Consider the following 21104-nt stretch of genomic DNA (forward strand, 5'->3'; position numbering starts at 1 on the left):
TCATCACCTGTATAGACAGATTCTGGCATAATGTCCAAACCGATCTACAGTTGCGTTGGTGCAACTGTAAACGAGCGCATATTATTGCAATAATGCAACTATAGATCAACCATGCCATAAACTCATAAATGTATAACACTTTGTAATTAATTTTGTTAGACGAACAATTTAGAAATACAATTTAGTGGCATACATTGTGCGTATAATAACGATGGAGCGAAAATGCAATGAAAGTAGCAATTACAATATGGAATGGTCGTGTCTCACCTGTATTCGATTCAGCCTGCAGGTTGGCTGTAATGGATATAGGCGAAAAGGGCGATATTTCAAGCAGGGAATTCGATGTAAGTACTCTCTCCCTTGCTGAAAGGAAAGGGCAGCTCGAAGCGCTGGGGATAGATATCCTTGTCTGCGGTGCGATATCAAACAGGCAGGCACAATTGATCGAATCTCTCGGGATCTCGATAATCCCATGGGTTTCGGCAGGTATCAGCGAGGTAGTTACCGCACTTTCGAGCGGTTCTATCGGAGAGATGGATTTTCTTATGCCGGGATGCCGGCGAAGGGGTCGCTGCCAGAGAAGGGGCCGAGCAGATTCCTTCGCGGGGAGAAGGAGAAGAAAGGAGTAAAATGAAGATAGCAATTACCTCCGTGGGGCAGAGCGAGAAGAGCGAAATGGACCAGAGGTTCGGCAGGGCGCAATATTTCATGGTCTATGACACTGAGACCGGTGGATATAAATCGATCTCAAACCTCTCATCTGCTTCCGCGGCGCAGGGCGCGGGGATAAAGACATCGGAGATGCTTTCAAAAGAAGGCGTTGAGACAGTCATCACCGGGCACTGCGGACCGAAAGCTTTCTCGACACTTGCTGCGGCGAAGATAAAAGTTGTTTTAAGTGCCCAGGGGAAAGTCAATGAAGTCGTCGGCAGATACCTTGCCGGAGAATTGGACGAGACAGATGGTCCGGATGTCCAAAGCCACTGGACCTGAAAAAGGAGATGATCAGTATGCCTAGAGGAGATAGAAAAGGACCTGCCGGGGAAGGCCCGATGACAGGACGCGGAGCTGGATATTGCAGCGGTAATGATCAGCCTGGATTCATGAGCGCGGGGTCAGGCATGGGACTGCGAAGAGGTGGTGGTCCTGGAGCAGGAAGGATGAATCGTTTTAACGCCGGTCAGAGAACACCAGGGGGAAGAAGATCGGGCAGGTATGGAGGATATCCCGGGCCGCGCGGATATCGATATACTGAAGAGACTGCCGGTGATGAGAAGTCGATGCTGAGCGCGGAGGCTGAGATCCTGCAGAAGGAACTCGATGCTATCAAAAAGCGCCTGGAATCATTGAACGATAAAAAGAAATAAAGGTGCTATAGATGAAAATTGCTGTGGCCAGTGGCAAGGGAGGGACCGGGAAGACTACTGTCGCGGTGAACCTTGCCGCGAGGGCAGGTCTTCGCGGCGAAAGCGCCATATATGTGGACTGCGATGTCGAGGAACCGAACGGGCATCTCTTTTTAAAACCGGAGATTGAAGAGATCCGGAGGGTGGAGATCCCTGTTCCGGTGATAGAGGATGAAAAGTGCAACAGTTGCGGCGAATGCGGGAAAATATGCCATTTTAACGCGATCGCGATGATCCTCGACAAGGTCCTGCTTTTTCCAGAGTTATGCCATGGTTGTGGAGGATGTTTCCATGCCTGCCCGACAGGGGCGATAACGGAATCTCCGAGGGATGTAGGAAAGATTGAAAGTGGAAAGGCGTATATTGACGCTCCCGATGGCAGGAAGGTCGTCGAATTCATTCATGGGGTACTCAATCTCAATGAAGCGATGCCTGTGCCTGTAATAAGGGACATACGAAAGATGATTCCGGAAAAGAAATGGGTCGTTATAGATGCTCCTCCTGGAAATGCCTGCTCGATGGTAGAAACGGTCCGGGGAAGCGATTACGCGTTGCTCGTTACTGAACAGACTCCTTTCGGATTGAATGATCTCGAGCTGGCTTGCAGGACTGTAAAAGAACTCGATGTCCCGGTCGGAGTGGTGATCAACAGGTCGGGGACGGGATACACCGGAGTAAGTGAGTTCTGCGCGAGAGAAGGGATCGAGATCCTCGCTGCTATTCCCGAATCGATGGAAGTAGCGAGGATATATTCTAGAGGGGATATCATCGTAAATGAATCAGGTCAATTTGCCTCTGTCATCGATGGACTCTTGAAAAAGCTCGAAGAAAGGACAGGGTCGGCTCGATGATAAAAGAACTGGTTATCATAAGTGGAAAGGGTGGGACAGGGAAGACAAGCGTGGCCGCTTCCTTTGCCGGCCTTGCCGGCAGAGTAGTGATCGCTGATTGCGATGTCGACGCGGCGAACATGCATCTTGTCATGGCTCCGGTCACCAGGGAGACCACCCGGTTCAGCGGCGGCAAAATAGCTCTTATTTCGCCTGAGATCTGCGCCGGATGCGGAAAATGTCTCGATCTCTGCCGGTATGACGCGATAACAGAAGAGAATGGATCATACGCAATCGATAAAATCGCTTGTGAAGGATGTGGAGTATGTGCATATTTCTGTCCCGCAAAGGCTATCGAGATGGTCGACGATGAGAATGGAGAATGGTACATCTCTGATACACCGTATGGACCGATGGTACATGCGAGGCTCGGCGCCGGCGGGGAGAATTCCGGGAAACTGGTCACTCTGGTACGTAACCAGGCAAGACAGATAGCGAAGAAAAATAAAACGGAGACGATACTGGTGGACGGTTCCCCCGGGATCGGGTGCCCGGTGATAGCGTCGATAACGGGTGCCGACGCTGTTCTTGTGGTGACTGAACCATCGATGTCGGGACTTCATGATCTTAAAAGAGTCGTAAGTATCGGCAGGCATTTTGGGGCCAGGGTGCTGGTCGCGATAAACAAATATGATATTAACCTTGATATGACCGATGAAATACTTGGCTTTATTAAAGACGAGGAACTGGAACTTGCCGGCAGGGTACATTATGATATCGATGTCACACTGGCGCAGATAGCGGGGAAAAGCGTCGTGGAATTCTCCGATGGCCAGGCAGCTTCCGATATCAGAGAAATGTGGACCAATATAGCCTTAGCTTTGGAACTGGAGGAATGATGAGCGGGAAACCCGATCAGGAAAAATTGAATAAAAGAATGGGCCTTATCAGACACAAGGTCCTTGTTCTTTCGGGCAAGGGTGGAGTCGGAAAGAGCACGGTCGCGGTAAATATTGCGGTCGCCCTTGCTTCCGCCGGAAAGAAAGTAGGACTTCTCGATGTCGACATTCATGGACCGAGCATCCCGAAGATGCTTGGAATCGAGAATATGAGCCTTGAGGGGAGTAAAGAGGCGATAAGACCTTTCGAAGTAGGAGATAATCTGCGTGTCATGTCTCTTGGTTTTCTTCTCAGGCATTCCGATGAAGCGGTGATATGGAGAGGGCCGATGAAGATGGGTGTAATAAGCCAGTTTCTTTCCGACGTCGAATGGGGTGAACTTGATTATCTCGTGATCGATTCTCCTCCGGGGACCGGAGATGAACCTCTGTCGGTAGCGCAGCTGATTCCTGACGCCGATGGAGCGGTGATCGTGACTACACCTCAGAGCGTTGCCCTGATAGATGTAAGGAAATGCGTGACTTTCTGCAGGCAGTTGAATCTGCCGGTCCTTGGTGTGGTAGAGAATATGAGCGGTTTCGTCTGCCCGCACTGTGGCGAACACACCGATATCTTCACCAGCGGTGGTGGTAAGGAAATGGCAGAGGATATGGGTATCCCGTTTCTTGGCTCGGTGCCGGTGGACCCTGAAGTCACTCTCGCCGGAGACAGCGGCCAGCCCTTTATTCTAAGCCATCCGGAGACCGAGACGGGAAAGCTTTTTTCCGCCCTGATAACTCCTCTGCTTTTGCTTAAAAAAAGAGTTATGACGGGGAAACCTTCGACATGCGGAAGCTGCACGTCATGCGATGATGGCAAAGGGAGGATGAAGATAGCTGTACCGGTGGATAACGGAGCGGTAAGCGCGCATTTCGGGCACGCGCAGAAATTCATGTTTTACGAGATAGATTGTTCCGACAACAGCATAGTATCGGCTCTCGAAAAGGTGCCCCCTCCGCATGAGGAGGGCGTGATTCCGAAGTGGCTTAAAGGTGAGGAAGCGAACCTGCTTATCACCGGTGGTCTTGGAGCAAAAGCGAGGCAGTTGTTCGATCAGTACGGCATCGATGTCGTGACGGGAGCTCCGCAGGAAGAACCGGCCAGGGTCGTCGGCCTTTACCTCAATGGAGATCTTAGTACGTCGGCTAACGCCTGCGGGCATGAGGATGGGGGAGGATGCGGAAGCGGGGGAGGATGCGGAGGGCACTGATTTCTAAAAGGATTAATGGGATTTTGCGCCTGGTCTGGAGATAGACTGGAAAATTTGATCGAGTTGATCGATCCCGTGAAAGGAGATTTACCGATGAAGGATATCAGAGAGAAGTCGAAGGATACGCAGTGTGTGCATTCGAGCCTTATTCCAGACAAGACGGGAACAGTAGTTACTCCCATATACCAGACTTCGACATTCAGTTTTCGCAACGCTGATCATGGAGCAGACCTCTTTGCCGGCAGGGAGAAGGGATATATCTACACGAGACTGGCTAATCCCACTGTCGAATCGGTAGAACAGTCTGTAGCGATCCTTGAGGGTGGATTCGGAGGTATCGGATGCGGAAGCGGTATGGCAGCGCTCCACCTTGCCTTTGCTTCGATCCTTCATTCGGGTGACCATGTGATCTGCAGCGAATCGGTCTACGGTCCAGTCGTGGGCCTGTTGAAAGAACAGTTCGGCAACTTCGGCATATCCGCCACTTTTGTTGATACTACCGATTTGAATGCCATCAAAGACGCGATCAGGCCGGAGACATCGTTGATTCATATCGAGACTCCTGGCAATCCGACAATGGCTGTCTCAGACATCGCGGCGATCGCCGATATCGCGCACTCAAATGATGCCAGGCTGACAGTCGATAATACCTTCATGAGCCCTATCCTCCAGAGGCCGTTCAAACATGGAGCTGATATAGTGATCCATTCGATGACAAAATTCATCAATGGACACGCCGACGTAGTGGCGGGGATGGTCGTGGCGAAAGATGAGGAGAGCTACAGGCATATAAGGCGAATGTCCAACGCATTTGGCGGCACGATAGATCCATTCAATTCTTTCCTCGTCGCCAGAGGTATCAAAACACTTTCGCTCAGAGTGAAGCACCAGAGCAGAAGCGCGGAAAAAGTGGCCGGATTCCTCGATTCACACCCGAAAGTCGACAGGGTCATGTATCCGGGCTTGAAATCCCATCCTCAATATGAGATACATAAGAGACAGTCCGATGGTCCCGGGGCGCTGATAAGTTTTGAGCTCAAGGGAGGGATCAAGGCAGGAAAGATCCTTATGGATTCACTTCATCTCTGCGTACTGGCTGTCAGTCTCGGCGGCGTTGAGACACTTATCCAGCATCCGGCGGCGATGACCCACGCGAGCATGGCGCCGGAGATAAGGAAACAGGCGGGGATCACCGATGGACTGGTCAGGATATCGATAGGGATCGAGGATGTCGATGAGATACTGGCCGATCTTACGCAGGGCCTGGAAAAGATATAATGCGCGGATACTGTTATATCGAAGGCCTGAACTGTTTACGCAAATGGAGATGGGATGATATGGAGACTGGCGCAACCCGCGCCTGAAGCGATAGAAGAGTATAAAAAATATCAGGCCGAAAGAGATCGGATATACCTCGATCATGGTATCGACAAAAAAGGGATGGCCAAGTTTGTCATAGATGCCGCCGAGCCATTTATCGGACCTGTCCTTGATCTTGGTACAGGCCAGGGTCTCACCGCGATAGAGATAGCCAGCCGTGGACATCGAGTGATTACGGTCGATATTTCCGAGAAAGAACTCTGTGATGCTCACATGAACGCGATCGCCGCGGGTGTCGATTCAAGACTTGAGTTCCAGGTCGTCGATAACAGGACGCTTCCGTTTGAAGATGATTCTTTCAACCTGGTCACGATGGTCAACGTACTACATCATCTCGATGACCCTGATGCGGCGCTTCCCGAGATATCGAGAGTATTGAGGAGAGGCGGAAAACTTCTGATATCCGATTTTACCGAGACAGGATTTTCCATACTCGACGGTATTTTGGGTGAAGAGGGAAGGACCCACAAGAAAAACACCGAAGAGACTGTCGATACGATCTCGAGTAAACTTGGAAAGTACAGCCTTAAGTGCACGATACGCGATTCAAGATTCCATCAGTACCTGATGATCGCCGAAAAAAGATAGTCCGTTCCGTGCGGGAAGGGCATCTATCATGGCCAGGAACCCAGCCTCCTTACGGAGGCAGGAATGAGAATATGGGATATCGATCCCGGGTACTTAAGCCGCCAGAGCCTCCTTGGTGAACACAGGGAACTTCATGCAATAGTATCTATAATCGTAAACGGGAAAAAGGGCTATTCAAAGCATCCGGAGACGCTTCGCTGGAATCGTTATGGCTGGGCACTTCGGTCCAGGCACGGGCTCCTGTCATCGGAGATGCAGCTGAGAGGTTTCAGGGAGAAGACTCCGGTCAGGACAAGAAGCAACAAGGGTATCTGGCCACCGGTCTTTATAGATGAACCTTTCGATCAATATCTTATTCTCATGAAAAAGTATCAGGAGGCAGGCGGCGGGAGGATAGAGCTTCCCCGGTCAGCCGGCATGCTGTGGTCTCATCATAAATATTCTGTCATGGCCAGAAATATAGATTTATACAGGGAGATCGGAAGAAAGGTCGCTGCTGGAAATACCAGCGCCCGTCATCGGATCCTGGCCAGAGAACTCGTTTTGATTTTGAGAGAAAGACCCGGGCAGGGAGGCATAAGAAACGCTCTTGAGCATATGTGGGGGTATGTCTCCGATATATATGACGGTGACGCGTCCGGGATCAGTAGATGGTCGATGAAGGGTCTTCTTGGTAAGATACGCAGGCTGGCTGTCAGCGGGAACAAGAAGTATCTGATCTCTTCAACGGCGCTCGGTGAGCTCGGGGCGTGGATCGATCAGCGGGGCGCAGGTCTCAAAGCGCCTGTTTTATTCAAAGGAGAAAAATGAAAAATCATTTTGTTTCGGCTTTGTCGCTCGTAGTGATCTTTATGTCAGTCGCGTCGTGCGGTCTGGAAAATAATGGAGGCGAAGTGGAAAGATATAAGAAAGAGATAGTCGCGGCGGAAAAGGCATTTGCCGCAATGGCCAGAGAAAAGGGAGTGAAAGAGGCTTTTCTTGCTTTCGCCGCAGATAGCGCCGTACTGAATCGTGGAGGCAGAATTATCAAAGGCAAAAAGGCGATAGAGGAATATTTTGAAAGTCAGGGTGAGCGCGAAGTGACACTTTCATGGGAACCTGATTTTACCGATGTCTCGGTCTCGGGGGACCTTGGGTATACTTTTGGGAGGTATCGGTATGAGGAGACCGGTCAGGATGGAGATATGACGGTAAGCGAAGGGATCTTTCACACCGTCTGGAAACGCCAGGTGGACGGCCGGTGGTTGTATGTATGGGATTAGCTGCAGATCTGCGGATTCATGAGCTTTGATCCTTTCTCCGCCTGCTCAATGATCTCTTTCTCCCCTGCGGTGGGCGCGGGCGAATATACTTGTCAAGTTTCCGGTAGCAGCTGTCAAAGAGTGATGTTAGATTGCAAACCGGTGTATCACAGACCGGGAGATTTGACGGCGCGGCGCGCTAAAGGAAACAAAGATGACGAAAAATCTTACATTTCAGGAAAAATATGACGCGATAGGCAGAAAAGAATCTACCTATGAAGGAATATTTTTTACCGCGGTAAAAACGACAGGGATATTCTGCAGGCCATCCTGCAGGGCAAGGAAACCTCTGCCGGAGAATGTCGACTTTTACGATACCGCGGAGGAAGCCCTTCAGAATGGATTCAGACCGTGCAAGATCTGCAATCCGATCGAGAGACTCGGAGCGACTCCGGCATATATCAGCGAAATAATAAGCGACCTGCGGGAAAATCCATATCTGCGGATAAGGGATATCGATCTGAGGAAGAGAGGCATCGATCCGGCCAGGATCAGAAGATGGTTCAAGAGGTATCATAATATCACTTTTCACTCCTACCAGAGGATGCTTCGAATAAACACCGCCTTCAACAGCATAAAAATGGGGGAGACAGTGACCAATTCAGCATTCGACAGCGGGTATGAGTCGCTTAGCGGCTTTAACGAAAGCTATCGTTCGATATTCGGAGGCTCTCCCACAAGTGTAAAAGAAAAATCGATTTTGAATATTGTACGCTTTACCACTCCGATCAGCCCGATGTTCGCCTGCGCAAGTGAAAGGGGAGTATCCCTACTGGACTTTACAGACCGGAAGATGCTGGAGACGGAATTTATAGAGTTGCGAAAGAGACTTGATGCCGTAATCCTTCCCGGGAAAAACCATCACCTCGACCAGCTTATTGTCGAGATAAAGGAATACTTCTCCGGAAACAGAAAGGAATTCACAGTCGCTATCGATGCCCCCGGGACAGAATTCCAGAAATCGGTCTGGAACGCCCTGCGGGAGATCCCCTATGGAGAAACACGGTCATACAGGGAACAGGCGATAGCGATCGGAAATCCCAGGGCTGTCAGAGCTGTAGCCTCAGCCAATGGCCACAACCGCATAAGTATCGTGATTCCCTGCCACCGGGTCATCGGTTCCGACGGAAGTCTTACAGGGTATGGAGGAGGGTTGCACAGGAAAAAATGGCTTCTTGATTTCGAAAGATCCAATATGGGGAGATGATTTTGTCATAACAGCCGCATGTTATCCAGCCGGACAATAAGTTTTTTCACTGGACAGCAGTAACATTTACGGGAATACTGTCAATCATAAAGGGGTATTAAGCCGCAAATCAAGCAATTGGGGAATGAATCGATCTCTGGAGTTTATACTGTGTTTCATTATTCCGGAAAGCGTCATCAGCGGGAAATAAAAGATGGAGATTGAGATACTGACCGTTCTGGCTATCCTGACTGCCACGGTCGTTCTGCTCATTTTCGAAGTTTTTCGAATAGATTTTATAGCGATACTGTGCATGCTAGCGCTTGGATGGACCGGTATCCTCACTCCGGGGGAAGCACTTTCAGGGTTTTCAAGTAACGCGGTGATCGCCATGATGGCTGTCATGATAATGGGAAATGGCCTGGCAAAAACCGGTATCATGAACAGTTTCTCGGCGTTCATACTGCGTCTGGTGGGCAGCAGCAAGCGAAAGCTCATCGGGCTTGTATCTCTTTCAGTCGGGCTTTTATCCGCGTTCATGCAGAACGTAGGGGCTGCCGCGCTTTTTTTACCGGCGGTACTGCATATTTCAAAACGGGAAAAGATCCCGGCTTCAGAACTGATCATGCCTCTCGGTTTTGCCGCTATCCTGGGAGGCACATTGACCATGGTCGCTTCGGGGCCACTGATCCTGTTAAATGACCTTCTTCGAAGCGCGGGACTTCAGCCATACGGCCTTTTCGGAGTGACTCCGGCCGGGTTGATCCTCCTGGCGACAGGGATCCTCTTTTTTTTCCTGTTCGGCAGCAGAGTCCTTCCACATCGTGGGTCGGGAAAAGAGAGCGTGTCGCACCAGAAAAAACTTATCGATACATGGCATCTGCCTTTTACTGTCTGCAGATATTCGATTCCTGAAAATAGCCTGCTCGTGGGACTGACAAATGAAAGTTCAGGCGTTTGGAGCAGATATTCGCTTCATATCCTGGCAGTATCAAAAAAAGAGGATGTCGAATATGCTCCATGGAGAAATACGCGATTTGAAACTGGACATGAACTGGCGCTTCTCGGCGATATAGTCGATATAGAACGTTTTGCCGCCGACTTTCAGCTTCGGTTTCATGAAAAGCTCGATGGATTCGAGCGGTTAAGCGATTCAGAGTCTGTAGGTTTCGCGGAGATCATCATACCGCCGAGATCTTCCCTGATAGGAAGGACTCTCCGGGAGGTAGCTCTGAGGAAACAGTATTCCGTAGAGCCGGTCCTGTTTTTTCGTTCAGATAACGAGGTGAAAGGTGATTTCTCCGACCAGAAATTCAAAGCGGGTGACACGCTCGTCGTCCATGGCCTGTGGGAGAATGTGCAGAGATTGAAGATGCAGGATGATTTTGTAGTTATTACACCTTTCGAGATCGAGGAAAAAAGAAAAGGCAAAGCATGGATAGCCGGACTCTGTTTCGCCGGTTCGATCAGTCTGACGATTGCCGGATTTCCAATATCATTTTCCCTCTTTTCCGGGGCTGTCGCGATGGTTCTGACCCGGGTCATCCGTATCGATGAATTATATAAAGCCGTTGAATGGAAAGTCGTTTTTCTCATCGCAGGGCTGATACCTCTCGGAATGGCGATGCAGAAAACAGGCGCGGCGGAATTTCTCGCGATAAAAGTAATGGGAGTAGTCCAGGGAGGACATCCGGTTTTTCTTCTCGCTACGATAGCGGTACTTTCGACTCTTTTTTCACTGTTCATGTCCAATGTCGCTTCCACGGTCGTCCTCGCGCCGCTGGTGATCAATATGGCAAGGATCGGCGGTCTCGATCCAAGGCCGCTCGTGCTTCTTGTCGCCGTATGCGCGGCCAATTCCTTCGTGCTTCCGACCCATCAGGTAAATGCCATGCTTCTGACACCGGGGGGATACAAAAACTCTGATTATTTCAAAGCAGGTGGCGGAATGACGATTCTTTTCCTGGTGGTTGTGGTCAGTGTTTTTTATCTGTTATACATGTAGATAAACGCGAAAAAAGGGTGGTGGAGTAATAGCGGTATCGATGAACCAGATGGATCCGAGGGGAAGAATCCCCTGTCTTCGGTTCGTAGAAGAAAAATTATATACCGGATGTGGCCCGGGCAAAGGGAGGAAAAATGCTGCTAAAACACTATTTCATCGGCAAGATAGCCCACAGCTCGTATATTCTCGCCGGCAAGGAAATATGCGCCGTCATAGATCCGCAGCGCGACGTGGATTTTTATATCGACGAAGCGCGGCTTCTCGGGGTGGATATCACTCATATCCTGGAAACGCATCTTCATGCCGATTTTATATCGGGGCATATCGATCTTGCCGAGAGGACGGGAGCGAAGATATACGCGCCAAAATCGGGAAAATGCAGGTTCGATCACGTCGGGTTGTCGGAAGGGGATATAATCGAACTGGAGGATATGGAACTTAAGGTCCTGGAGACTCCCGGGCATACGCCGGAGCATATCAGTTACGTTGTAACCGACAAGTCTCGCGGCGACGGACCTCTGGGCGTTTTTACGGGGGATACGCTCTTTGTCGGTGATGTAGGCCGCCCGGATCTCTTTCCCGATATAGCCGAGGAACTCGCCGGGAAACTGTTTCATAGCCTTCACGAAAAACTGATGAGACTCCCCGATTACTGCGAAGTCTATCCGGCCCACGGTGCCGGTTCGCTGTGTGGACGCGCGATGGGGGCCAAATGGCGTACTACTATCGGTTACGAACGCCTGTACAACGCGGCGCTGCAGATCGTTGACAAGTCCGATTTCGTAAGATCTCTCACCACCGACATGCCTCCCGCGCCGGATCATTTCAGCCGATGCAGCGACATCAACCGGCAGGGACCAGCCATGATCTCTGAACTTCCAGTTCTTCGGGAACTCGATCCCGCCCAGTTTCACAAAAAAATGCAGGACCCGGGCATTATTGTCCTCGACGCCCGAAGTTATGATTCCTTTGGCAGCCAGCATATTCCAGGTTCATGGCATATTGATTTCGGCGGGAATTTTCCGACCTTTGCCGGATGGGTGCTGCCGACCGACAAGAATATTCTCCTGGTCGCAGCGTCATATTCTGAAGCGGTTCATGCGAATACATGGGCCCGGCGCGTGGGAGTCGACCGTATCGTCGGGTATCTGAATGGCAGCATGTTCGCCTGGGCTGTCGCCGGGCTTCGCACGAGCGATCTTCACCTGATCTCCGCTGAGGACCTTCACGATATGGCGACGGGGACTTCCAACATCGTCCTGCTTGATGTGCGTTCTCCCAGGGAATTTGAGGATAATCACATAGAAGGAGCTGTAAATATCCCCGCTCCGGAATTGCGGACCAGGTTCAGGGAACTTCACCCGGAAAAACCGACTGTCCTTATATGCAGTACAGGGCATCGATCCAGTCTTGGAGCAAGCATACTGGGTCAGAAGGGATTCAAGTCGATCTATAATGTGGCGGGCGGCATGACCGGGTACAGCGCCGCTGGTCATACAAAACGTTGCGGAGTCTGCGAAAATCCGCACGGATCGCGCTTTTTCACCGGGTACATGGGTACCAGTCAACACTGGAATGTTCCAAAGTGATCGGAGGGAGAGATGGAATGGTTGACTGAAACGAGATGGTCGCCCTACGCGGTCGGCATCGGTATAGGTGTCCTGAGCTGGTTGACCTTTGTGATCTCTAAAAAACCGGTCGGATGTTCAACCGCTTTTGCCAGGACAAGCGGGATGATAGAAAAGGTCTTCAGAGGAGAAAAAGTAGAGCAAAAATTGTATTATCAGGAAGTCAAGCCGGTGATCGACTGGGAATGGATGCTGGTTCTAGGGATCGTATTCGGCGCATTTCTCTCGTCCCTGTTATCAGGAGATTTTCAGTTGCGATGGGTCCCCTCGCGATGGATCTCTGTATTTGGCCCGGCGCCCGTGCCGAGAGTGATTATGGCGGTAATCGGTGGCATTTTCCTGGGATTCGGCGCCAGATGGGCGGGTGGTTGCACCAGCGGACACGGAATCAGTGGAACACTGCAGCTTGCTCTCTCCAGCTGGATATCAGCAGTCTGTTTCTTTGTGGGCGGGATTGCCGCTGCTTTCTTACTTTTCAATCTTATCGGATGACAGGGGGGCAGGATGGAAAAAAACAAACAGGATAAGCCGGGGAAGAACAGAGTAGGCCGGTCCCAGCTCTTGTGGGGGCTCCTTTTCGGTATGATATTCGGGTTTCTCCTTCAAAAAGGAGGGGCCACAAAATATGATGTGATTATCGGTCAGTTGCTTCTTGAGGATTTCACAGTAATAAAAATAATGTTGTCCGCCGTAGCGACCGGGATGATCGGGATTTATACCATGAAAAATCTTGGGTGGGTAAGGCTGCAACCAAAACCAGGTTCGATAGGGATGAGTGCCATCGGGGGGCTGATCTTCGGTGTTGGATTTGCAGTGCTGGGGTACTGTCCCGGAACGATAGCGGGAGCTGTCGGCAACGGATACCTGGACGCGGCGGCAGGCGGTTTGACCGGTATCTGGCTTGGTGCCGGAATATTCGCGTCAATATATCCCAGAGTTAAAGAGGGGATCCTTAAGAAGGGCGATTTTGGAACTGTCACCCTGCCTGGATTATTCAAGGTCAATGACTGGATCGTCGTCATTCCGATGGCAGTTTTATTGACTCTTGTCATGGTCTGGATAGAGTCGGCAGGCTTGTGAATCTTTTCGTGTGGAGGGTGGATAAATGAATGAAATCATACATATCACATCCATGATCATCGGCATGTTCGGAGTCGCTATAATAGCCTGGGGAGTTATCCTGATAATATTCCGTCTAATCAGGCTTGAGATCAGACGTTTCAGGCAGAGATCGATCTATCATGAGAGAGAGAAACTGAGACATCAATTGGGTTCTTATCTGCTTCTTGGACTCGAATTCATGATTGCCGCGGATATCATCGGCACGATCACCCATCCCACTCTCAATGACATGGCGGTCCTGGGAAGTATAGTCCTGATCCGTACCGTGATAAGTTATTTTCTTGAGAGAGAAGTCGCCGAATTTTCCCCGTCAAACAACGGAAAGCAGCAATAAAGACTCTTGATGATTGAATAAAGCGGATTGACAGGAAAATACGGGAATCTGTTCGCTGATCATTCAGATATAGCAAGTGTCGGGGCTGATAAAAAGAAAGGAAGGAATTATCGATGCCAAGACTGTTCAATAAAACGCATAAAAAAGCGGGTCTTCCCCCCGGGACTCTCGTTTTTCATGGCGATAAAAAAATAGATAAAGTAAAAATATCGTTGATCGATTATGACGAAAATCAATTCCAGGAAAAGAAGATCGAAAAGATCGAGGATTGCTTTCCATTCAAGGATGAACCGACAGTGACCTGGATCAATATCGATGGGCTCCATGACGTCGAGATGCTGGAAAAGCTCGGGGAGCGTTTCGATATACATCCTCTTGTACTCGAAGATATCATCAGCGTGGGGCAACGTCCAAAACTCGACGATTTCGACAATTATATTTTCATCGTTTTAAGGATGCTTTCCTATGATGATAAAAATGACGAACTTCTTTCCGAGCAGGTCAGCCTGATACTCGGGGCAAATTTCGTCATCTCGTTTCAGGAGCGCGAAGGTGATGTCTTTGAACCGATCAGGGAAAGATTACGCGGTAAAAAGGGCCGTATAATCAAACAGGGAGCTGATTATCTCGCCTATACCCTTCTCGATATCGTGGTAGACAATTACTTTACCATACTGGAAAAAGTCGGCGACAGGATGGAGGCGATGGACGAGGTCATCGTCGAGAATCCTGATCCCGAAAACCTTCAGGAAATACAGGCGATCAAACACGAGATGATATTTATCAGAAAATCGATCTGGCCCCTGAGAGAAGTGATAAGCGGCCTTGAACGGCTTGAATCGAAATTGATAAGACATTCGACACATATATATCTTCGCGATGTATATGACCATACCATACAGGTCATAGACACGGTAGAGTCTCTTCGCGATATGATATCAGGCCTTCTTGACATTTATATGTCAAGCGTCAGTAACAGGATGAATGAAGTGATGAAGGTGTTGACGATCATCGCGACGATCTTTATACCCATAACTTTCATAGCCGGGATCTACGGAATGAACTTCGAATCGATGCCGGAACTTAAAATATCATGGGCCTATCCGGCTGTGTGGGGGGTAATAATTGCCGTGATCGCGGGGATGGTGGTATACTTCAAGAAGAAAAAATGGCTCTGACAGTTTCCGGTAGTAAAGACCTTTATAAGCCTCTCCGCTACATGCCTCTTAGGTTGGGGTTGGAGCGTGATGAATGCTCGATTGAATCTCAACGGGATCATATGAAATGCCGCATCTGAAAGCCTGGCAAAAAGTATCGGTAGCAGTGCTCCTTCTCTTCTCAATTCCAGCAGCATTGTTCTTCTTTATGACAATCCACCCGGGTGAAAGTGTAGTCCGGCGCATCGCTGTCTCCCGTTTGAAAGGTGCCTTGGGAAGCGAGGTTAGTATCGGGAGCCTTGAGACAAACCTGATCTCGCGTCTGAGGCTCAATAACGCCAGGATATTTCATGTGGAAAAGGGCGATACGGTCACTTTTCTGAATATCGATGAACTTCTCGTCTCATACACGATGCGTAGCCTGTTCAAACGAAAATTGCTGATCGAGGACGTGAAACTTGATGGCGTTAATCTTTTTGTCCACCGCGATAGCACGGGGCGCGACAATCTGCCAGAGGCGATTAAGGTTGATAGGAAGAAAAACGGAGCGTCCACTCATGTGTTTGAAGTCGATCTTGGGGAATTGAATATTCTGGATGGACGGATCAGGTACCGCGACGAGACTCAAAATGGGTTTAATACACTCGCAAGCAATATCAGTATTACGGCAAAACGGAGAGACGGGAAAAATTATAATATTAATCTTAGATGTCATGATGGCGCGATCGAGCGCGGCGGGATCTCGATTCCCTTCAACCGTCTCTTTCTTGATGGTAACGCGGGTGCCGGGAAAGCAAGACTGGATTCTCTCAGCGTGGAATTTGCTGGTGCTGATATTTCCGGATCGGGGGCCATTGAGATCGATGATGGGGTGACTGCCGTTGCAGCGGATCTTCATCTTGCCGCTGATCTAGGCAATATATCACCGCTCCTGGTTGGATTCCTGCCGGAGAAGTACCGCTCCATGAAGGGTGATCTTTTCGTCACTGCCAGAGTCGACGGGTCGCTGCCGATGCCCCGGATAAGGTGTTCTCTGGATATATCGGATCTTGAGACTGCTGGTATGAAAGTGCCTGATATAAAGGTGGAAGCCCGCGTCTGCGCCGATTCGCTATGCCTCGATAATATGGAAATGGAAATATTCGGAGGAAACGCGTCATGCAAAGGAAGTATCAGGACCGATTCTCTGTCAAGCGCGGGGATTGATCTTCTTTTTACCGGACTGGATCTTCATCAGATAGCTCTGGTCATATACTCGGATCCTCTACCATACGGTGGAAAGGTGGGAGGGGCGTTATCTGCAACCGGTCTTCCTGGCGATCCGGGTTCATGGCATTCCAGCGTCAGTCTGAGCCTGAGCCATTTAAGTTACAGATCGATCCCCCAGGACGATATTCGCGTTAAAGGGACTATAGGTAAGGGGAAAGCCGAGTTGGAATTAAAGCAGGACGGAGCAGACCTGTCAGCGAAACTTGAACTGCTTGATGAAAAGGTGAGTGGGAGGTTCATTGCTGATGTAAAGCGTATAGAACCGATCGTTGCTCTTTTCAATATCTCAGACCTTTCCGGTGAATTTAAAATGCATGGCCTTATCGAAGGCCGATTCAAATCTCCCGATATAAGCGCTGATATCGCCGCGCGAAATCTCTTATTCAGAAATTTTCCGATCGATACTCTATCAGGTTCGATCTTTTACGGAGAAAAAGGATTGCGGGTGTCACAGTTGTATTTTAGCGGTATTTCGAGTGAGATAGATACACTGTCTCCACCTTTCGGGATCTTGTCCCTTTCGGGAGGGTTATCTTACAGCGGCCATTTACGCGATTATCCCGATAACACCACGGGTGAGACCAGTGTACAACTCTATCATCCGGGGTTCAATAACGTGAGACTCGATAGCCTGATGCTCATAGCTTCGATGACCGGGCGGGAGATCGATGTATCATCGATGGTCTTGCGCAGGGATGGTCTGGAGGGGTGGGGAAATTGTAAATATTTCATAGAGGACAGGAAAGGACTTTGCGATATCGGGCTGACGATCGAGGATACTCCTGACAGTTCGGGAGCTTTACTCGGGGCAGATGGCGCAGAAGATGCCGGGCGGATCTCTGGAACTTTGAACGCTTCCTTCGAGATTCAGGAGAAAGGCCGCTACTCGGTGAGCGCAGTGGGAGACCAGATCGATCTGGAAATAATCGATATACTGCTTGGTGAAAGAGACAGGATCGCCGGGGATCTCGGATTTGAACTTGAAGCATCGGGAAACCTTTTTGAACCGGAAGCATCCCTGAAGCTTAAGCTACTCCACCCTCGATTCAGGGATGTGACTGTCGATTCCCTCTATGGGACGATAAAACTCGACCGCGATCAGTTGGAGTTGAGGGATTTTGAATTACGCCAGTCGATTCATCGCGCGTCGATACGGGCGACGGCTGGATTACTGCCCACTGAAAGTGGCAGACCTTCTCTTCTGCATGGAAGCCCATTTAAGGGCGTATTTATCGTCGATGATATCGATCTCAGTCTGCTGATGATGGCGGTAATGCCATCCATCAGCGCTCAGGGCAGATGCGCGGTCGATATTGGATGGGATGGTACTCTAGGGTCTCCACGACCCCATGGAAAGATAGCGGTCAGCCAGGGATCGTTGCGGCTGAGGAATGATAATCCGGAGATCGATTCTTTAAGCCTTGATGCGTCGATCGTCGATTCGACATTTACCATAAATGATCTGAGCGGAAGAGTCATGGAAGTCCCGTTCCGGTTGCTCGGTTCCGCCGTCTATGCGGGGAAGCACGATATGGCGACGAAACTCTCTCTTTCCCTGTCAGATCATGGAACGGCTGAAGGGCATGGAGTTATAAACAGCGACTCGATCCAGATGAAAATGGATATATCAAATATCGATCTTTCACTTATCAGGCCCTTTATTCCTCTATTTGACCGGCTGTCAGGAAATCTCCATGCCGCTCTTTCCATCGGTGGACAGACATCATACCCGGTAATAAACGGGAGGATCTCCTGCCGCGAGTTGACTGTGAAGCCAGTGTGGCTGGAGGAGACACTCACAAAGGGCCAGATATATCTTTCGTTCCGGCAGAACACGGTCTTTATCGACACTTTTTCGATCTGGCTGAACGGGGGTGAGATCTATGCCACAGGTGAAATATCGCATGAAAAAGGTGTGCCTGTCTCCCTGGACCTGAAGTCCGGAATCCGCGATCTGGGGATCGATCGGCCGCGCTCCATTAAGGCGAAAATAAAAACTGCCGATCTGACCTTAAGGACGGAAGCAGGGTATCATAAACTTGAAGGTGATATAATACTGGGTGAGACGCAGTTCCTGGCGAATTTCAAACCGAAGTCGATCCTGCCATTCGCCAGATCGATTGAAAGACCAGATCGGGAATTTCCCGACTTTATTGATAAGACCCGGTTTAATATCCGTGTGCGAGGTAGTGATCAGATCTGGATAGATAATAATCTGGCGCGTCTGCGCATGAGTGCCGAGGTCGGCCTGATCGGAAATATCGAGAGACCGCTTATCAACGGACGGGTTTCGGTGGCCAGGGGATATCTTCTTTTTCTGGACAGAAAATTGACGATATCAAGAGGCATACTCGATTTTTCCGACCCGGACAGACTTAACCCCGTGATCGACCTTGTCGCGGGAACGACAATCAAGAGTTACCGGGCGATGGAAGTCACTACTTATGATGTGACGCTTTCAGTCTCCGGGACCCTCGATGAGACGAAGGTGGAACTGACCTCTGACCCGCCTCTCGATAGGACCGATATTGTTTCACTTCTTACTCTGGGCGTGACAAGGACCCAGCTTACCGATCCTGGTGTAGGAAACGAACCGACGACATTGAAAGGTGTCCTTCTCGAGCGGGCTCAGGAACTCTCAAGCAAGCGGATGACCGGTTATATATCAAGGAATATCGGAGGAATGCTCGGACTCGATCAGGTGACAATCGATGGTAATCTTTTTCGTTTCGATAATTCGTGGGGTCCTGAACTGCTGGCGTCCAAGAAACTGACAGGAAAGGCGGAAGTCACTTATCGGACGAACATAGGACATTTGAACGAACAGAGCATCCGGCTTGATTATCACTTCACCGGGCGTTTGTCGCTGCAGGGGGAGACCGATCAGTTGGGCAGATCTGGTCTGGATTTCAAATACAGGTTGCATTTTAAATGAGACAAAAGAAATTGATATTGTGCGTGTCGATCGGGCTTCTGGTGATTGTTATTCAGACCGGTAGTGTGGAAGCCGCGAAGAAATTTAAGGTACGATCGGTGGAATTCGCTGGAAACGAGGTATACAGCGATAAAAGACTCATGCGCCTGATCCTGACTCGTCCCCATCATTTTTATTCACGTTCCTATTATTATCCGGAAATTTTGCAGGGCGACATGGAAAATCTGCTCCTGTTTTACAGGCAGAGCGGGTTTCTGGAAGCAGCGATCTCCGATTTCCAGGTAGTCGCCGATTCGACGGCGGGAACGGTGAATATAAGGATAGAGGTCTTCGAGGGAGAATTGACACATATTGAAGGTATTAGTATTTTCGGTTCAAAAGCTTTCAGTGATACTCTCCTGCTTAATAAAGCGCTTGTCCAGAAAGGCGATCCATTCAGGCGAGGGCGTATCAACGATGGAATCCTTTCGATCCTGTCCTTTTACGCCGATCACGGATATCTGGACGCGCAGGTCCATCCTGATATCAGGATCAATGTCGAATCTCACAGAGCTCTGATAGATCTTACGATCAAGGAGCATTTCCAATCGCGTGTAAATGATCTGCGCATCGAAAATCTGAAAAAAACTGAACGAAAAACAGTAACGAGAGAACTGTCGTTCAAGAAAGGTGATCTCGCCAGCCGCTCTGACTTTCTTCGATCCCAGAGGCAGCTTTACCTTACAGGTCTCTTCCAGTCAGTTTTCATCCATCCCGTACCGGCAGCTGATCAGGACTCGATGTTAAAGGATGTTATTATAGATTTGAAAGAGAGCGAATCGGTCGAGTTGAATCTTTATCTTGGGTATGGGTCTGTCGAACAGGGAAGGACAAGAATCGAGTTCAATAATAACAATATAGCCGGCACAGGGCGCAAAACCGGAATATCGACTTATCTGAGTTTTATAAGCTATGGAGCGGTTCTGTCATTCAGTGAACCAAGGATATTGGGGCTGCGGTGGAAGACCGATCTCAACCTGCTGTACGAGTATCGAAAAGAACCGGCATATGATATCGAACGGACCGGAGGCCGCCTCGTTGTCGGCAGGAAGATCCTCAACCGTTCCCTTTTTTCTCTAGCTTATAGATATGAGAAATCAAACCTGTCGAATGTCGATGTGACATATGATCGTGACAAGCTTCAGAATGACATCAGAAGCCTCAAACTGTCGTTAAGTTATGATACGCGCAGTAATATGTTTAATCCGAATAAGGGTGTCTATCTAGAATCAAGCAGCGAAATCGCCGGTTCTTTTCTCGGCGGTACCGAGGATTTCTGGAAACTGCTTGGCCGCTTTAAATATTTTTACCCGGCAGGCGCGTCGACAGTCATAGCCACTTCAATTGAGACCGGATGGATGGGTGTGTTCGGGCAATCCTTGTCGATCCCTTTGAACGAAAGGTTTTATCTGGGCGGTCCAAACGTAATGCGAGGGTTCGACTATCGAATGGTCGGGCCTCTTGATAAAGAAAAGGATCCCCTTGGAGGTAAATTTCTTCTCGCGTTCAACCTGATTGAGATTCGCAGGGTAATCTACAGGATGCTCGGGGGTGTGATCTTCGTCGACGCGGGTAATCTTTGGAACAGGATAGATGATTTTCGAACAGCCGATATCCGCTATAATACAGGAATCGGTATTCGTGCCAACACGCCGCTGGGAATCGTCCGGTGTGATTACGGCGTCAATCTCGATCGACGCGATGGTGAACCGGCAGGCAGGATCTACTTCAGCATAGGACAGGCATTTTAAGCGGCTGGAGACTCGGTTTCAGAG

General features: G+C 49.6%; 19 protein-coding genes. All 19 read left to right on the plus strand.

Features of this window, described 5'->3' with window-relative positions; translation table 11 throughout:
* The first annotated feature begins 227 nt into the window (after positions 1–227).
* The 19 genes from JW814_03250 to bamA all read left to right on the plus strand — a co-directional run bounded on the left by JW814_03250 (position 228) and on the right by bamA (position 21080).
* Positions 228–629: a NifB/NifX family molybdenum-iron cluster-binding protein gene (locus JW814_03250; protein MBN2070451.1), complete on the plus strand. Its 402-nt coding sequence runs from the start codon at positions 228–230 to the stop codon at positions 627–629.
* A gap of 1 nt (position 630) precedes the next feature.
* Positions 631–993, plus strand: coding sequence for a NifB/NifX family molybdenum-iron cluster-binding protein (locus JW814_03255; GenBank protein MBN2070452.1), 363 nt, complete (start codon positions 631–633; stop codon positions 991–993).
* Positions 994–1010: 17 nt separating this feature from the next.
* Positions 1011–1367 (plus strand): DUF5320 domain-containing protein, encoded by a 357-nt coding sequence (locus JW814_03260; protein ID MBN2070453.1) that lies wholly within the window; start codon positions 1011–1013, stop codon positions 1365–1367.
* Between the two features lie 11 nt (positions 1368–1378).
* Positions 1379–2257 carry an ATP-binding protein gene (locus JW814_03265; GenBank protein ID MBN2070454.1) on the plus strand — a complete coding sequence of 293 codons (879 nt, stop codon included), beginning with the start codon at positions 1379–1381 and terminating at the stop codon, positions 2255–2257.
* Positions 2257–3135, plus strand: coding sequence for an ATP-binding protein (locus tag JW814_03270; protein ID MBN2070455.1), 879 nt, complete (start codon positions 2257–2259; stop codon positions 3133–3135). Before JW814_03265 ends, JW814_03270 begins: the two co-directional genes overlap by 1 nt.
* Positions 3135–4385: a P-loop NTPase gene (locus JW814_03275; GenBank protein ID MBN2070456.1), complete on the plus strand. Its 1251-nt coding sequence runs from the start codon at positions 3135–3137 to the stop codon at positions 4383–4385. The genes JW814_03270 and JW814_03275 overlap by 1 nt, the downstream gene beginning before the upstream one ends.
* A gap of 93 nt (positions 4386–4478) precedes the next feature.
* Complete coding sequence (locus tag JW814_03280; GenBank protein MBN2070457.1) at positions 4479–5663, plus strand: aminotransferase class I/II-fold pyridoxal phosphate-dependent enzyme; 1185 nt, start codon at positions 4479–4481, stop codon at positions 5661–5663.
* A 54-nt stretch (positions 5664–5717) separates the two neighbouring features.
* A complete protein-coding gene (locus tag JW814_03285; protein MBN2070458.1) occupies positions 5718–6353 on the plus strand; it encodes a class I SAM-dependent methyltransferase in 636 nt (211 codons plus the stop codon).
* A 63-nt stretch (positions 6354–6416) separates the two neighbouring features.
* Positions 6417–7163 (plus strand): DUF1722 domain-containing protein, encoded by a 747-nt coding sequence (locus tag JW814_03290; GenBank protein MBN2070459.1) that lies wholly within the window; start codon positions 6417–6419, stop codon positions 7161–7163.
* Positions 7160–7615 carry a nuclear transport factor 2 family protein gene (locus tag JW814_03295; protein ID MBN2070460.1) on the plus strand — a complete coding sequence of 152 codons (456 nt, stop codon included), beginning with the start codon at positions 7160–7162 and terminating at the stop codon, positions 7613–7615. Before JW814_03290 ends, JW814_03295 begins: the two co-directional genes overlap by 4 nt.
* A 193-nt stretch (positions 7616–7808) precedes the next feature.
* On the plus strand, positions 7809–8861 hold the full coding sequence (locus JW814_03300; protein ID MBN2070461.1) for a methylated-DNA--[protein]-cysteine S-methyltransferase: 1053 nt from the start codon (positions 7809–7811) through the stop codon (positions 8859–8861).
* Positions 8862–9054: 193 nt separating this feature from the next.
* The gene (locus tag JW814_03305) at positions 9055–10845 is read left to right on the plus strand and encodes an SLC13 family permease (GenBank protein MBN2070462.1); all 1791 of its coding nucleotides are present in this window, start codon (positions 9055–9057) and stop codon (positions 10843–10845) included.
* Positions 10846–10979: 134 nt separating this feature from the next.
* A complete protein-coding gene (locus JW814_03310) occupies positions 10980–12434 on the plus strand; it encodes an MBL fold metallo-hydrolase (GenBank protein ID MBN2070463.1) in 1455 nt (484 codons plus the stop codon).
* 12 nt (positions 12435–12446) lie between these two features.
* Positions 12447–12965 carry a YeeE/YedE family protein gene (locus tag JW814_03315; GenBank protein MBN2070464.1) on the plus strand — a complete coding sequence of 173 codons (519 nt, stop codon included), beginning with the start codon at positions 12447–12449 and terminating at the stop codon, positions 12963–12965.
* Positions 12966–12977: 12 nt separating this feature from the next.
* Positions 12978–13553, plus strand: a complete 576-nt coding sequence (locus JW814_03320) for a YeeE/YedE family protein (GenBank protein MBN2070465.1) — start codon at positions 12978–12980, stop codon at positions 13551–13553.
* 25 nt (positions 13554–13578) lie between these two features.
* Positions 13579–13929 (plus strand): DUF1622 domain-containing protein, encoded by a 351-nt coding sequence (locus tag JW814_03325; GenBank protein ID MBN2070466.1) that lies wholly within the window; start codon positions 13579–13581, stop codon positions 13927–13929.
* A gap of 113 nt (positions 13930–14042) precedes the next feature.
* On the plus strand, positions 14043–15107 hold the full coding sequence (gene corA / locus JW814_03330) for a magnesium/cobalt transporter CorA (GenBank protein ID MBN2070467.1): 1065 nt from the start codon (positions 14043–14045) through the stop codon (positions 15105–15107).
* 106 nt (positions 15108–15213) lie between these two features.
* Complete coding sequence (locus tag JW814_03335) at positions 15214–19290, plus strand: translocation/assembly module TamB domain-containing protein (GenBank protein MBN2070468.1); 4077 nt, start codon at positions 15214–15216, stop codon at positions 19288–19290.
* Positions 19287–21080, plus strand: a complete 1794-nt coding sequence (gene bamA / locus JW814_03340) for an outer membrane protein assembly factor BamA (GenBank protein ID MBN2070469.1) — start codon at positions 19287–19289, stop codon at positions 21078–21080. Before JW814_03335 ends, bamA begins: the two co-directional genes overlap by 4 nt.
* Positions 21081–21104 lie beyond the last annotated feature (24 nt).

It is taken from the genome of Candidatus Krumholzibacteriota bacterium (assembly GCA_016932415.1).
Classification (GTDB): Bacteria; Krumholzibacteriota; Krumholzibacteriia; order Krumholzibacteriales; family Krumholzibacteriaceae; genus Krumholzibacterium.

Bases quoted from the DNA above. Each gene is read 5' to 3' on its own strand.
- JW814_03250 (MBN2070451.1), top strand. From the start codon at position 228: ATGAAAGTAGCAATTACAATATGGAATGGTCGTGTCTCACCTGTATTC.
- JW814_03255 (MBN2070452.1), top strand. From the start codon at position 631: ATGAAGATAGCAATTACCTCCGTGGGGCAGAGCGAGAAGAGCGAAATG.
- JW814_03260 (MBN2070453.1), top strand. From the start codon at position 1,011: ATGCCTAGAGGAGATAGAAAAGGACCTGCCGGGGAAGGCCCGATGACA.
- JW814_03265 (MBN2070454.1), top strand. From the start codon at position 1,379: ATGAAAATTGCTGTGGCCAGTGGCAAGGGAGGGACCGGGAAGACTACT.
- JW814_03275 (MBN2070456.1), top strand. From the start codon at position 3,135: ATGAGCGGGAAACCCGATCAGGAAAAATTGAATAAAAGAATGGGCCTT.
- JW814_03280 (MBN2070457.1), top strand. From the start codon at position 4,479: ATGAAGGATATCAGAGAGAAGTCGAAGGATACGCAGTGTGTGCATTCG.
- JW814_03285 (MBN2070458.1), top strand. From the start codon at position 5,718: ATGATATGGAGACTGGCGCAACCCGCGCCTGAAGCGATAGAAGAGTAT.
- JW814_03290 (MBN2070459.1), top strand. From the start codon at position 6,417: ATGAGAATATGGGATATCGATCCCGGGTACTTAAGCCGCCAGAGCCTC.
- JW814_03295 (MBN2070460.1), top strand. From the start codon at position 7,160: ATGAAAAATCATTTTGTTTCGGCTTTGTCGCTCGTAGTGATCTTTATG.
- JW814_03300 (MBN2070461.1), top strand. From the start codon at position 7,809: ATGACGAAAAATCTTACATTTCAGGAAAAATATGACGCGATAGGCAGA.
- JW814_03305 (MBN2070462.1), top strand. From the start codon at position 9,055: ATGGAGATTGAGATACTGACCGTTCTGGCTATCCTGACTGCCACGGTC.
- JW814_03310 (MBN2070463.1), top strand. From the start codon at position 10,980: ATGCTGCTAAAACACTATTTCATCGGCAAGATAGCCCACAGCTCGTAT.
- JW814_03315 (MBN2070464.1), top strand. From the start codon at position 12,447: ATGGAATGGTTGACTGAAACGAGATGGTCGCCCTACGCGGTCGGCATC.
- JW814_03320 (MBN2070465.1), top strand. From the start codon at position 12,978: ATGGAAAAAAACAAACAGGATAAGCCGGGGAAGAACAGAGTAGGCCGG.
- JW814_03325 (MBN2070466.1), top strand. From the start codon at position 13,579: ATGAATGAAATCATACATATCACATCCATGATCATCGGCATGTTCGGA.
- corA (MBN2070467.1), top strand. From the start codon at position 14,043: ATGCCAAGACTGTTCAATAAAACGCATAAAAAAGCGGGTCTTCCCCCC.
- JW814_03335 (MBN2070468.1), top strand. From the start codon at position 15,214: ATGCCGCATCTGAAAGCCTGGCAAAAAGTATCGGTAGCAGTGCTCCTT.
- bamA (MBN2070469.1), top strand. From the start codon at position 19,287: ATGAGACAAAAGAAATTGATATTGTGCGTGTCGATCGGGCTTCTGGTG.